Source organism: Paenibacillus sp. FW101-FHT12H11 (genome assembly GCF_058790355.1).
Genome location: NZ_JBYTCO010000009.1, coordinates 77,432 through 91,445 on the forward strand (window position 1 = coordinate 77,432; position 14,014 = coordinate 91,445).

At 48.0% G+C, this 14,014-nt stretch carries 13 protein-coding genes; all 13 read right to left on the minus strand.

From position 1 onward, the window contains the following. Positions 1-51: 51 nt before the first annotated feature. The 13 genes from AC3WTJ_RS26415 to AC3WTJ_RS26475 all read right to left on the minus strand — a co-directional run bounded on the left by AC3WTJ_RS26415 (position 52) and on the right by AC3WTJ_RS26475 (position 13,970). On the minus strand, positions 52-1,284 hold the full coding sequence (locus AC3WTJ_RS26415) for a DUF1501 domain-containing protein (protein ID WP_492524367.1): 1,233 nt from the start codon (positions 1,282-1,284) through the stop codon (positions 52-54). A gap of 14 nt (positions 1,285-1,298) precedes the next feature. Beyond that, complete coding sequence (locus tag AC3WTJ_RS26420) at positions 1,299-2,606, minus strand: DUF1800 domain-containing protein (RefSeq protein WP_492524368.1); 1,308 nt, start codon at positions 2,604-2,606, stop codon at positions 1,299-1,301. A gap of 79 nt (positions 2,607-2,685) precedes the next feature. Continuing rightward, a complete protein-coding gene (bioC, locus tag AC3WTJ_RS26425; protein ID WP_492524369.1) occupies positions 2,686-3,561 on the minus strand; it encodes a malonyl-ACP O-methyltransferase BioC in 876 nt (291 codons plus the stop codon). Beyond that, a complete protein-coding gene (locus AC3WTJ_RS26430) occupies positions 3,554-4,291 on the minus strand; it encodes an alpha/beta hydrolase (RefSeq protein WP_492524370.1) in 738 nt (245 codons plus the stop codon). Before AC3WTJ_RS26430 ends, bioC begins: the two co-directional genes overlap by 8 nt. Then, complete coding sequence (gene bioF / locus AC3WTJ_RS26435; RefSeq protein WP_492524371.1) at positions 4,288-5,490, minus strand: 8-amino-7-oxononanoate synthase; 1,203 nt, start codon at positions 5,488-5,490, stop codon at positions 4,288-4,290. The genes AC3WTJ_RS26430 and bioF overlap by 4 nt, the downstream gene beginning before the upstream one ends. Before the next feature lie 13 nt (positions 5,491-5,503). Continuing rightward, positions 5,504-6,514 carry a biotin synthase BioB gene (gene bioB / locus AC3WTJ_RS26440; protein WP_492524372.1) on the minus strand — a complete coding sequence of 337 codons (1,011 nt, stop codon included), beginning with the start codon at positions 6,512-6,514 and terminating at the stop codon, positions 5,504-5,506. Between the two features lie 17 nt (positions 6,515-6,531). After that, positions 6,532-7,275, minus strand: coding sequence for a dethiobiotin synthase (bioD, locus tag AC3WTJ_RS26445; RefSeq protein WP_492524373.1), 744 nt, complete (start codon positions 7,273-7,275; stop codon positions 6,532-6,534). An 8-nt stretch (positions 7,276-7,283) separates the two neighbouring features. Continuing rightward, the gene (gene bioA, locus AC3WTJ_RS26450; protein ID WP_492524374.1) at positions 7,284-8,633 is read right to left on the minus strand and encodes an adenosylmethionine--8-amino-7-oxononanoate transaminase; all 1,350 of its coding nucleotides are present in this window, start codon (positions 8,631-8,633) and stop codon (positions 7,284-7,286) included. 213 nt (positions 8,634-8,846) lie between these two features. Then, positions 8,847-9,398: an NADPH-dependent FMN reductase gene (locus tag AC3WTJ_RS26455; protein WP_492524375.1), complete on the minus strand. Its 552-nt coding sequence runs from the start codon at positions 9,396-9,398 to the stop codon at positions 8,847-8,849. Between the two features lie 203 nt (positions 9,399-9,601). Then, positions 9,602-11,026: a type I glutamate--ammonia ligase gene (gene glnA, locus AC3WTJ_RS26460; RefSeq protein WP_492524376.1), complete on the minus strand. Its 1,425-nt coding sequence runs from the start codon at positions 11,024-11,026 to the stop codon at positions 9,602-9,604. A 237-nt stretch (positions 11,027-11,263) separates the two neighbouring features. After that, a complete protein-coding gene (gene aroF / locus AC3WTJ_RS26465) occupies positions 11,264-12,307 on the minus strand; it encodes a 3-deoxy-7-phosphoheptulonate synthase (protein ID WP_145659934.1) in 1,044 nt (347 codons plus the stop codon). 130 nt (positions 12,308-12,437) lie between these two features. After that, positions 12,438-12,953, minus strand: coding sequence for a DUF2062 domain-containing protein (locus tag AC3WTJ_RS26470; RefSeq protein ID WP_246069306.1), 516 nt, complete (start codon positions 12,951-12,953; stop codon positions 12,438-12,440). Positions 12,954-13,013: 60 nt separating this feature from the next. Beyond that, positions 13,014-13,970: a 4-hydroxy-3-methylbut-2-enyl diphosphate reductase gene (locus AC3WTJ_RS26475; protein ID WP_407871068.1), complete on the minus strand. Its 957-nt coding sequence runs from the start codon at positions 13,968-13,970 to the stop codon at positions 13,014-13,016. Positions 13,971-14,014: the final 44 nt, after the last annotated feature.

A 14,014-nucleotide genomic window follows, 5' to 3' on the forward strand; every position in this document is an offset into this window, starting at 1 on the left:
GTATCACTTTGTCTAACTTTTTTAGCTCCTTCAATTAGGTTACCACTTTCCCTATATAAACTTCAACGATTCATAAGGTTTCCCAAGAACAGCCGAAGCATCTCCTTTTAACCAATGATCCACCAGCGTACTGTACACAGAGCGGAAATCAACCTCATATTTCAAATCCCCGTTATCCAAATTGCTTAAACTCGGGTAAGCGCCATAGAGACCGCCTTTCACTTTCCCGCCAATCACAAACATCGGTGCTGCCGTGCCGTGATCCGTGCCGCCGCTCCCATTTTCCTTCACACGACGCCCAAATTCGGAAAACATCATAATCGCAACCCGATCCTGCAATCCTTGCGCTTCCAAATCCTTATAAAAAGCCGTCAGACCCTGATCGATCTGTGTCAAAACTCTGGCATGCTGCTCCTTTTCATCGGCATGATCATCGAAACCGCCAACTTGGACATTAAATACTCGCGTTCCCGACTTTCCCGCCAGCAGCTTGGCAACGAGTTGAAGATCACTGGCAAAATTCGTTTTGGGATACTCAACTTTGTTGGTATAAGAGGCTGTTAAAGATTGTATGGCTTCAACGCTTTTATAAGCTTCATACCCGCGCTCCGAAACGACCTGCAGCTGTTCCATCCTGTTCTGATTGCTATACATATCCAAAAAAGCTTTGGTTATCCGATTCTTATCCATCATCGGCGTTTTGGGATCTATCACATGATACGATTCCAGCGATTGTATGACGGGAAAGCTCATCTTCTCCGAGGCAAAAGCTTTGCTGCCCGCCGCACCGATCTGAACCGCTTTGAGCGGGTTCGCATTATCGCGCAGTGAAGACTCTGCATAGCGGGCTAACCAGCCGCTCCGGCTAATTTGGGCAGGCTCTGCGGTCTGCCAAATTTCCATAGAACGGAAATGGGAATGATTCGGCTCCGGGTAACCGACGCCTTGAATGATCGCCATGTTTCCATTTTTGAAAAGGTCAGCGAGCCCTGCCAGGCTAGGATGTAAGCCTACTTGATGATCAAGCGCAAGCACGTCCTTTTGCTGATAGGCTAATGTCGGTCTTGAATCGTAATAGACGCCTTGCCCATATGGAATCAGCGTATTGATGCCGTCATTGCCTCCGCTAAGCTGCACGACAACCAGCACCGGCTCGTCGACATCGTCACTGGCTCCCCCAGCGAATATCGATTTGCCGGTTTCTGTAAACAAAATGCCACCAAGGCTTAACGTAGCAAACATCGCCGTACCTTTCAGCAGAAATTCCCTTCTTGTCAATTTCATTGACATCACCTCCCTTATTTCATTTGCGCTTCCGGACTAATCAAAAGGAGTTGCACCAAGCCTCGTAAACCGGCATTTTTCTGCTTTGTATGTAAAATGGTATCTTCCGCATAAGCGCTTAAACCTTGCATCGTCTTATCAGACAGTTGAGTGATTCCAAGACGTTGACTACACAACTTCACCCATTCCTCCGGCCTTTCCGCCTGCTTCGGTGCAGTGCCCACCAACTTGTTGTTCATTTGCGTAGCAATGGACTCAGCGAATTGATACCTCGCGAGCAGCAAATTGGTGTTCAGCCATGATGCGCCCCCTCTCCAGCCTGCAACGTCCGGTGGTGAAAACAGTTCCTGCCCCATCTTCCTCATCGCTTGCGCATGCCCTTTGGCCACATGCAGCTGCGTGATTTTGAGAATGCCAGCAACATAATCAGCCGGTGTTTTAATAAGGGATAACCGCAAATCGGGGTTATAGAAATCATCCGACAAGAACAGCTCGTGAAGCACTTCGCCGATTGTCGCCTTCTCAGTGATCAGCTTTGCCACTTGCTGTTTCCAGCTGTCTGATGGATTATCTGTAGCGAAGTAGTTGAGCAATTTCAAGGCCAGAAAGGTAGACAACGACTTTTGATGAAAAATAATGTCAATAGCCTCATCGCCGTCGAGATTCCCCTTCACACCGAGCAGCGTTTTCGACTCATTGTCATGCTGTTTGGGATTAAACGCCACTTTGTTCTCCTTCTCATTATAGGTCCAGCCTGTGAAAGCCCTTGCCGCTTCCTTCACATCCGTTTCGGTATATTGACCAATTCCTAGTGTAAAAAGCTCCATCACTTCACGCGCATAATTTTCATTCGGTTTGTTTTTCTTATTGCGATTCACATCAAGCCAGATCATCATAGCCGGATCTTTGCCGATAGCGAGTACCAGCTCCTTGTAATTGCCTAATGCATACTTCCGGAACAGCTCATTTTGCTGAACCATCAGTGTGACATTCTTAACTTTGTAATTTGCTGTGGCAAAATGTCCATGCCAAAACAACGTCATCTTCTCAATCAACGGCGCGCTGGAATTCACCATCCGGTATAACCAGTACATTTGCTGATCGCCAAGCTGTAACGGATCCAGAGCTTTTTTGCTGTCTGCGCTTAATTGATCAAAAGGTGTCAGCGCCGCCGTTTCGGTCAATGCTTCACCTGCGATAAGCCGCCGCACCGTCTCCTCCCGCCCCAGCGCCACACAAGCGTTAACTTGATCCTCTGTCCCTCCAAATCCGGCCCGAAGCAATAAATGAACAGCTTCTGTGTTCGTCCAAGTTACTCCCATGATTTCCCTCCCCGCCTAATTTTCCATACCTTAGCACATAAATATGTCAAAAGTATGTAGGAACAAAAAAGATAGAGACTCAGAACCTGTCTGAATCTCTATCTTTATAAGGAGCCATCGCTTGCATCATCAAAAGCTCATAGGTAGCTGAAACGCCCCCTAATACACTAAACTTCGTCTCATACGATTTGTACATATCGACGAACAAACGCCTTCTGCCGATGCCTGGCGCAGCCACTGCTTCTGATGTGCTTGCTCCCATTGCTTTAACTGTAAGCAAAAAATCCTTTGGAGTCGGATACGTCTCCACATGAAGCAAGCGATCTTCTTGAATGTTCGTGTGCGTAAAGCCGCTGTCAACAAGCATACCTCTCCACCCTGCGCCGGATTGAAAAGTCAGCCCATGCCGCTGCGGTTGCTGTCCGTGCTGTCGGTATACTTCCCTGAATGACTCATGCAGCTCATAAAATGTTGCCGGCCCGAATGTCGTAAACACCAACACGCCTCCCGGGCGAAGAAGACGCCGAAGGTGCTGAAGCGTCTGTTTCGGATGCTGCAGCCACTGAAAGCAGGCGCCGGAGACGATCAGATCGAAGGAGGCCGGCGGTGCGGCTGCCGACCACTTTTCCACATCGCCATGGATGAAGCGGATGTCCCTGTCAGCTGGCAGGCTGCCTCGAACACGCTGCTCAGCCGCCTGAAGCATGCCAGGTGCAATGTCCAGTGCGGTGATCGACGCTTTGGGGTATTTTTCAACTAACCCGCTCGTCACAATGCCTGTGCCACATCCAATCTCGAGAATGCTGCCTACTCGCGCTGGCGTACTCTCACTTGCGCTTTCATGGAGAGCTGCTGCAAGCTGCTCAGCCATCATTTTCTGCACATTGGCATGTTCATCATAGGATCCCGCCGAGCTCCGATTAAATTGACGTTCAATTTCCATGGAGCTATTCATCACGCCACCGCCTCATTTCCGCTGCGATCTCTTCTTCCCTTCCTAGAAACGGTGCATGACCGCAATCAGGAATGCCATATAAATGGGCGCGAGACAATCCAGCTACAAGCTCTTCCGCCCCTTTGTAAGGGCATATCCGATCTTCCCTGCCATGGAACAGAAGCACTGGACACGCAATTTCCGAGAGTACAGCGCTGACTTCCACCTTCCGCAAAACTTGAAGTCCTGCCAGCAGAGCGGGCGCTGTCCAGCTGCCTATTGGAGGAAGTTGGTCGCCGATTCCTGACTCCCGCTCTGTTTCCGTCCATAACATTTGGCGAAAATTGGTTTCAACGGCAAACGCGTCTTGCGCAGCAGCTTTCATCATCTGCCTAACATAAGCATCGGGTTGGCCTAGATGGGCCTCGTCTCTAGAACGAATAAAACGTGCCGTCGCCGCGAATAAAATAAGACCGTCTGCAAGCCCTTTTGCTGCTAAATGGAGCGCCAGCAATCCGCCAAGCGACCAGCCTCCAATAAAAAGAGGTCGATGCAGCGCCGATATTTTCCATTTTCTCACCATTTCCTCCGTGTACGTCAACAAGTCTTCAGATGTTTCAGCCTCGCTATAGTTGAGATACATATGATGATATCCAGGCAGCACCTTACAGAGCTGATCAAACACCTGGGGCGGCATACTCCACCCAGGCAACCATACAATCGTTCCGCTCTTCTCTGGAGTCATCGTCATCGTCCCATCACTCCAAGCTGCAGCCCTACTTTACGAATGCACGCCGCTGCGTCCCGCAGTTCTTGATCTGTATGGGCTGCGGATAAAGAGAAGCGGATACGCGCTGTCCCTTCTTGAACCGTCGGCGGCCGGATCGCCACCGCTGCGATGCCTTTCTCTTCCAGCGCAGCGCTGAAACGCAAGGCAGTTTCATTATCGCCGACAATCATCGGCACGATAGGAGAATCACCGATTCCGAGGAGAAAGCCGAACTTTTCCAGATGAGATCGGAAAGAACCAAGATTGGCATGCAGCCGTTCGCGCCGCCAGTGTTCCTGCTGCACCAGCACTAGAGCTTGAGCAATGCCTGCGACCAGCGCAGGGGGCATGGCTGTTGAATAAATAAGCGTGCGCGCCTTGTTTACGAGAAAATCAATAAGCGTCCGGCTCCCGCACACATACGCTCCATAGGCGCCGAAGGCTTTGCTGAACGTTCCCATATGGATGTCCACCTCGTCCTTGACCCCGCGTATATGGCATAATCCCTCGCCATGTCTTCCATAAATGCCTCCGCTGTGCGCTTCGTCCACCATTAACATCGCTCCGTACTCATGCTTGAGCAGGATCAGATCTTCCAAGCGGGCTTGATCTCCGTCCATGGAGAAGACCGTATCCGTAACGATCAGCTTTCGCTTCCTGTCGCGGTGTTTATGCAATAACGCTCCCAAATGTTCCATATCGTTATGCCGGTAACGCGCCAACTCTGCACGGCTCATTAGAATACCGTCAACAATGCTGGCATGATTCAGTTGATCGCTAAACACCACATCATCCCGGCCAACCACGGCACGGATTACTCCAGTATTAGCCATATACCCATTGGCAAATACAAGGGCTGCTTCGCAGCTCTGCCAATCGGCAATGGCTTCTTCCAGTTCCGTATGCGCCGGCCGATTGCCAGTCACAAGGCGGGATGCCCCCGCGCCAACCCCTTCTTGGAGCAGCACCTCCCGCATCGCCTCGATCATCGCAGGATGCTGGGACAGCCCAAGGTAGTCGTTGCCGGACAGGTTGAGCAGGTTGGGCTCCCATGTTCCGCGGAACATGCGCCCAGGAAACCCTGGTATCACCGAACTTGCCCTCAAAGATCGCTTCAAAGAAGCCCCTTCCAGAGAGACAAGTTCCTGTTCCATCCATTTCAAAGAAGATTTTGCGTTCATTGTTCGTACCACCTTACAAAGCGTTAAGTTCAATCTCAAAACCCAAATCTTCAATCATTTGGTGATCCACGCCAATCGATTGGCCTGCCGTTGTTAGATAATCACCGACAAATAGCGAATTCGCCGCGTACAGCGACATAGGCTGCAGCGTACGAAGATTCACTTCACGACCCCCTGCGACGCGAATTTCTTTGGATGGGCAGATGAAGCGGAATAAAGCTAGCACCTTTAAAGCCTTCATCGCCGGAGTGCGGCCTGCATGCTCCAATGGCGTTCCAGGAATGGCATTGAGGAAATTAATTGGAATCGAATCGCTGTCCAGTTCACGCAGCGCACAGGCCATTTCTATAATTTCATGATTGGTTTCGCCCATTCCGATTATGACGCCGGAGCAAGGGGACATGCCGTACGTTTTGACTTTTTCCACCGTTTCAACACGCTGATCGTACGTATGGGTCGTCGTTATCGACGGGTAGTTCGCTTTGCTCGTATTGAGATTATGGTTGTACCGATGTACGCCTGCTTCTGCAAGCCGCTGCGCTTGCTCATCCTTCAAAATGCCTAAACAAGCGCAAATTTTTAGCGGCATCGTTTCACGGATTTCTTTTACAGCATCCACGACTTGCGCCAATTCCTTGTCTGTCGGTCCCTTGCCTGCCGCTACTATGCAGTAGGTTCCTGCTTTACGCGCCATAGCTTCACGTGCGCCGGCAAGCAGCGTATCTTTATCAAGTAAGGTATATTTACTTACCGGCGCCGTGGAAACAATCGATTGCGAGCAATAGCCGCAGTCCTCGGGGCAGAGGCCGCTTTTCGCATTAATAATCATGTTCAATTTGACCTTTTTGCCATAATAATGTTTTCTTACTTGAAAAGCGGCTTGCAGCAGCGGCAGCACCTCATCATCGCTTGCTTCGAGCACAGCCAGCCCTTCTTCTTCCGTCAAACGTTCGCCGTTTAATGCTTTTTGGGCCAACAAAGGCCACTCCTTATGGGTTGAAATGCTGTTCATATTCAAGTTCATGTTCTCCTCCTTGGCGTTCATTGGGGCACAATTTCTAGCGCTTTTGTAATCGGTGCAAGTTGTATGGATTTCCTGGCGGTATGTATTAAAAGATCTGTATGAACCTCATCAGCAGGCAAAAAAGGAAACCGGCCGAGAACGGGAAGACCGCTATACTGCTCGATAAGCTCCGCGTTTGTGACAATACTCGGATCGTTTTGAAGGTCTGGCTCATCCCCATCATTTAAGATGACGCCTATAATCGGGATTTTATAATGCGATAAAAAAGTTGCTGTCAAAATCGTATGGTTAATTGTGCCTAGACCGGAACGGGCAACAATCAGTGCAGGTATTTGAAGCTCTGCGATCAAATCCACCATCAAGGCATCATCGTTCAGCGGAACGGCAACGCCTCCTGCACCTTCGATCAGCAGAGCATCGTATCGCTCCACAAGCGGTTTGCCCGCGGCGATCAGCTCCCGCATCGTCAAAGTCACGCCAGCTTGCCTGGCAGCAAGCATTGGAGCCAGCGGCGCTTCAAACGTATATGGCGCAACGGTGTCCGGCCACTCATTTATCCCCGATAGCTGCAGCAGCCGTTCGGCATCCGTTTCACCGCTGCCCAAAAGCGCGCCTGATTGTACAGGCTTCCACACGCCCGCCTGGCAGCCGTCCGCACGAAGCGCCGCTGCTAGGGCAGCTGTCACCATCGTTTTGCCGACTCCGGTGTCCGTCCCTGTGATGAACAGTCCCCGTATCGGCTCCTCGTAGTCTTTGTTCATCGTCCACCTCATCCTTCCGTGACCTGAATAATGGATGCCGCCAAAATCTCCGTCATCTCTCCAAGCTCGGCTTCCGTGCTGGCTAATGGCGGGATGAAGACAATCACATTGCCCAGCGGCCGCGTCAGCATGCCAAGCTCTCTAGCCTTCTGGCTCGTCCGCACGCCAATTCGCTCTCCCCACTCGTACGGTTCTCGTGATCCTTTATCACGTACAAGCTCGATTCCGATCATCAGCCCTTTCTGCCGGATTTCACCGACGTGCGGTCTGTCTTTGAGCGCCGCTAGTTTATTTGCAGTGAAAATTGCCTTCGAACGAACACCTTTGAGCATGTTTCTCTCTTCAAAAAGCCTTAAGCTGGCCAAAGCTACTGCACATCCGAGTGGGTTCCCCGTGTAAGAGTGTCCATGGAAAAAGGTTTTCTGCTCCTGATAGTCCGCATAAAAGGCGCCATAAATCTCATCCGTCGCCAGCGTTGCCGCTACAGGCAAGTAGCCGCCTGTGAGTCCTTTTCCCACCACCATCAGATCCGGTGTTACCCTTTCCAGATCACAGGCAAACATCTCCCCCGTCCGACCGAAACCGGTCGCTACCTCGTCCGCGATGAGCAGCACGTCATGCTCACGGCAAAGCTCAGCCATCTCGCGCAGGCAGCCATCCGGCATCACGATAATTCCACTGGCTCCTTGGACAATCGGCTCCACGATAAGTGCAGCAATCTCATCTGCCTTTGTTTCCAGCAGATCTCGCAAAGCATGTATAGTCGCTTCTTTGGCTCCCTCTGCCCCCCCTTCATGCCGATAAGCATAGGGATAAGGGATGACATGCGACTGGAACAACATTGGGCGAAACACGTCATGATATAGAGGAATCGCCCCAACGCTCACAGCGCCAATCGTATCTCCATGGTATGCTTGCCCCATTGTGATAAAAGATTTTTTATGACGATGGCCCTTGTTATGCCAATACTGGAAAGCCATTTTAATCGCGATCTCCACTCCGGTTGCTCCAGAATCCGAATAAAACACTTTGTTTAATCCATGTGGCGCGATGTCTGCAAGCCGCTCCGCCAGTTCAATAGCGGGGATATTAGCCATACCTAGCAAAGTTGAATGAGCGACAAGCTCCAATTGGTTCGTAATGGCTTGGTTAAGCTCCGGTACATGATGTCCATGAACGTTTAGCCAGACAGATGAAAATCCATCGTAATACGCGCGTCCCCCAACATCATAAAGTCTAACGCCCTCTCCACGCTCAATGATAAGAGGATCCTCGTTATTGTAGTCTTTCATTTGTGTAAAAGGATGCCAGACATGCGACTTGTTGAGGGCCGCAAGTCGTTCGTAGGACTTTGACACAACATTCCCTCCTAAATAGAATTTATTGTTAACCAATAATTTCGTTATTAGGTTAACAATAGATAGAGGTCAGTTTAGCAGATCATTACATCATTGTAAACACATTTCACTCATCTACAGGTTAACAATAAAAAAAGAGCAATGCCAAGCGCCTGAACGCTTACATTACTCTTTATAAAAAATGTAGAATTAACTTATTTCTTGTCGAACATGCTATTGTCGAACTTTCAATACCGTTGTCAAATCCAGGAAGGAATTTACGACACGTCGCACGCGTTTATCGACATCAGGATGAATATCGCTGTAAGCCACTCCTGTTTGAAAACTTTTACGCTGATCGCCGCCAATGGAAACCCACTCCGGGCAGTTAATGCCATGAAGGTTGCGAACGATTGTTTGCAGCTGAGTCAACGAGCTGACAGCTACAGCACCGCCCGCTGAACTGACGGAAAGCACGGCTTTATTATTAAAATGATCTTGCCCCAGATGATCCAGTGCATTTTTTAGAACGCCAGAAATTCCGCTATGATATTCAGGCGTCGCTAACACGATGCCATCCGCTTCGTGCATTGCACGCTTCAGATTTTCAAGTGCTTGATGACCGCCATGAGCATCGTCCGGTGAATAAAACGGGACCGGTGTTTTGTTCAGATCAATAAGTGTGGCTTGATGCCCAAGCGATTGAACCAAGTGCTGAATGTACTCCGTGAGTCTTGTACTTGTAGCTGCTTGTTGGTTGCTTCCTGCAATTAGGGTGATTCTCATTACATATCTTCCTTCCCAGCGTTGGAATAATAAAGAATAAGAACTGATTGATGATTTTATTATACATGGTTTTCATTAAATTTCCAGACACAGATTATAATAATTATTAAATAGGTTTTATTATCAATTAAAAAAAACTGCCCCCACCATGGAAAACCATGATAGAAGCAGCTCATCTGTATAAACGATATAAGGGCTAAGAATTAGCAATCGAAGTACAGGTTGTACTCGTGCGGGTGAATACGAATTGCAACTTGTTTCGCTTCGCCACGTTTCAAGTCGATGTAGTTATCGATGAAATCTTGTGTGAATACGCCACCTTCTGTCAAGAACTCGGAATCAGCTGCAAGAGCATCAAGGGCTTCTTCTAATGTACCAGGAACGCTGCGGATTTCAGCTTTCTCAGCATCAGACATTTCATAGATGTTTGTATCGAAAGGACCGTATCCAAGTGCACGTGGATCGATTTTCTTTTTGATACCGTCAAGACCAGCCATCAACATTGCTGCGAAAGCAAGGTATGGGTTAGCTGTGCTATCCGGTGTACGGAATTCGATACGACAGCCTTTAGGTGTCACAGCCGCGATTGGAATACGAACTGCTGCAGAACGGTTACCTTTGGAGAATACAAGGTTAACCGGAGCTTCGTAACCAGGAACTAGACGTTTAAAGGAGTTTGTGCTTGGGTTCGTCAAAGCGATCAAAGCTGGTGCGTGGTAAAGGATACCACCGATATAGTTAATTGCCATTTCACTTAAGTTTGCATATGCTCCTTTTTCATAGAACAAAGGCTCGCTTCCGTCGAAGATGGACATATGAACGTGCATACCGCTACCATTGTCGCCAAACAGCGGCTTAGGCATGAAAGTAGCAACTTTGCCATATTCTCTAGCAGTGTTAGCAACGATGTATTTGTATTTGAGCAGGTTATCTGCTGTTTTAGTTAAAGTGTCAAAACGGAAGTTGATTTCAGCTTGACCAGCTGTTGCCACTTCGTGATGGTGACGTTCGATACGAAGACCTGCGTCAGCAAGTTTGTTACACATTTCGGAACGAATGTCTTGTTGAGAATCGATTGGAGCTACTGGAACGTAACCGCCTTTAACTGGAACTTTATAAGCAAGGTTACCGCCTTCTTCTTTGCGGCCTGTGTTCCAACCTGCTTCTTCGGAGTCAACTTCGAAGTAGGATTTGTTCATGCCATTTTCGAAACGAACATCGTCAAAGATGAAGAATTCGGATTCTGGTGCGAAGAATGCTGTCGTACCAACACCTGTTGTTTGAAGATATTCTTCAGCTTTTTGTGCGATACTACGTGGATCACGATCATAACGTTCGCCTTCTGGCGTGTGGATGTTGCTCATAATGATCAATGTTGGGTGCGCTGTGAAAGGATCTACATAGGCAGTTTCCGTATCTGGCATCATTACCATGTCAGATTGTTCAATACCACGGAATCCTGGGATGGACGAACCGTCAAAAGCTACGCCGTTTACAAATGTTTCTTCATCTACTTCAGAAGCTGGCAAAGAGATATGCTGTGCTTTACCGGAAAGACCTACGAAACGAAAATCTACCCACTCAATATTTTTTTCCTTGATAAGGTTCAACACGTTTTGAACTGACATTTAAAAAACCCTCCCATTTCCGTACATTCAACGTACTTTACATGATTAATGTTCAACTTTTTGTTGTTATCTTGCACATATTATATAGCGATTAAGCTTTCACAGTCAATACTTATGTCAGGTATTTTTTATTTATGTGTAAGCTATGCTTACACTATTTCACAGACTTTTCTTATATACAAATAAAGGAAACGAGTTTCTTCTATATAGAAGAAACTCGTTTCCTTGAACATAATATTATGCCAGAATAGCTTCTTTCTGCGTGTCGAACTTTTTGCCAAGCAATGGCGCAAGCTTCTCTAAATCTACGAGCAAGTTTGCGAATTGGTCCGGGAACAGGGATTGTACGCCGTCACCGGTCATGGAGTTGTCCGGATCCGTATGCATTTCGATGATCAAACCGTCCGCGCCTGCAGCTACGGAAGCTTTCGTCATCGGAACGACAAGTTCTCTGCGACCTGTACCATGACTTGGATCAGAAATGACAGGAAGATGGCTAAGCTGTTTAAGTACTGGAATGGCAGATAAATCCAATGTGTTACGTGTGTAAGTTTCGAATGTTCGGATTCCGCGCTCGCAGAGCATAACATTCGGGTTGCCGCCAGCAAGAATGTATTCAGCTGCATTCAGGAATTCGTCATAGGTGGAGCTGAATCCGCGTTTCAGCAGGACCGGCGTTTGAATCGTACCCAGCTTGCGAAGCAGGTCAAAGTTCTGCATATTGCGTGTGCCGACTTGCAGGATATCCGCATACTGTGCGCACACATCCACGTATTCAGGAGTCATAACTTCTGTAATCGTTAGAAGTCCATGCTTCTTGCCCGCTTCAGCCATCATGATCAAACCTTCAACACCTACGCCTTGGAAGCTGTAAGGTCCTGTTCTTGGCTTGAATGCGCCGCCGCGCAGCACTTGCCCCCCTGCCGCTTTCACCAAACGGGCGATTTCATCGATTTGTTCCGGCGTTTCCACGGCGCAAGGTCCGCCCATAACAACCAACTGCTCGCCGCCAATTTCCACGCCTTTAATATTAATAACGGTATCTGCCGGATGGAAGTCACGGCTTGCTAATTTGTATGATTTCGAAATTTTCACGACTTGTTCCACTCCTGACATTTGGCGCAGTTGTTCTGCTAATTTGGGATCTGCTTGACCGATAATACCGATAACCGTGCGATCTTCGCCTTTGGAAACGTGTGCTTGCACACCTTGCTTCTCAATAAATTGGACGATTTCTTGAATACGCTCGTCAGACGTTTTGTTAGAAGTAATGGCGATCATGATATACACGCTCCTCATTTATATGGGTTGTTCCACTTAAACACTTCAACGCTTGTTCGCTTCTACGCTTTTAATCACTAAAGTAAATATACAACGCTTGACGAAGATTCGTCAAGCGTTAATTTATTTGCTATTCTTCTTGCTTAGAAGGTGCTAGCTGATCCTTGCGGAGTCTGCGTTTTTCTTTGCGACGATTTGTATGGTGCTTGAGAAAGAGCACTACAGGGAAATAAGCAATAATACCGAGAATGGTTCCAACCACCATCCCACCCACAATCAAGTCCAAACCGCTTCGGATAATATTGGATAAGATATGAGGCAGATGATGAATCAGATACACCTTAACATGCTTCGGTACCAACCAATCTCCGACCTGCTTATTGAGGATTGAGAACGGGAGATAAATCACCTTGCCGAATACAAACCCAATTAATGCCGCAGGCAGATTAGCTCTTAACAAATAGACCAAAGGAAAAATAAGAACGAATGCAAATCCAGCTGTAGGCAGAGTAAACATTTCTATAGCCAGACCAATTGAAAAGCCGCGCGCTACCTTAGAAGGGCCGCCTTTGGCACGTAAAAGAAGTAAATATTTGTACCTAAACCAGCGTTTGCTGCTTTTCCAATCGTAGCGAGTTTTCATCATTTTCACCTTCTGAGTGCTCTGCATGCTGGTCACAATCCCGCCCTGTGGAATAAATACGAATCACTCACTGCTGGCTGCTTTGGACTTCATAGCCGGGATGAGCTTCTTCATATTAATAGTACGTATAACTGCCCAAGTGGTTTCATCTTTCGGATCGTAACTTTCCAGGTAAGAAATGACTTCTTTGGTAATCGGAGTCGGCGTTGAAGCCCCTGAAGTCACCCCAACTTTTCGGACATGGGTTAACCATTCCCGATTCAATTCAGTGATATCAGCTATTCTATACGCCCTGACTCCAGCAATTTCCTCTGAAACTTGCGCTAAGCGGTTGGAGTTATTGCTTTTGGGATCTCCGACGACGATAACCAGATCAGATTCTTTGGCTTGTTCGGCCACAGCTTCTTGCCGTACCTGCGTTGCAAGACAGATCTCATTATGAATTTCGGCCTTAGGGAACAGCTCTAAGAGACGATTCATGATGTGCCTGATATCCCATTGGCTCATCGTTGTTTGATTCGTAATGATGATACGCTCGGACTTAACGTTAAGTCGATCAGCCTCTTCCAGCTTCTCAATAAGATGCACAAGGCCAGGGGCAACCCCAACGGCGCCTTCCGGCTCCGGATGCCCCTTTTTACCAATATAGATAACTTCATAGCCGTCTGCTACTTTTTCGCGAATTAAATCGTGCGTTTTTGTCACATCTGGGCACGTTGCGTCGACAACCGTCAAACCTTTGTCTCTTGCCCGTCTTCGAACCTCGGGAGAAACGCCGTGTGCCGTGAAAATGACAGTACCTTTTTCAATTTGCTCCAAAATTTCCAGACGGTTCTCGCCGTCCAGTGTAATGACGCCCTCATCTTTGAAGAAATCGGTGACGTGCGCATTGTGCACAATCATACCTAATATATAAATCGGTCTTGGAAGATTTAAATTTTTTGCAGTTTGCATAGCCAATGCCATCGCGTCTACGACACCATAACAGTAGCCTCTTGGAGAAATTCGTACGACTTCCATGCCTTCCACCTGCCTACATCATCTGTTTTCCTTTTATTATAACG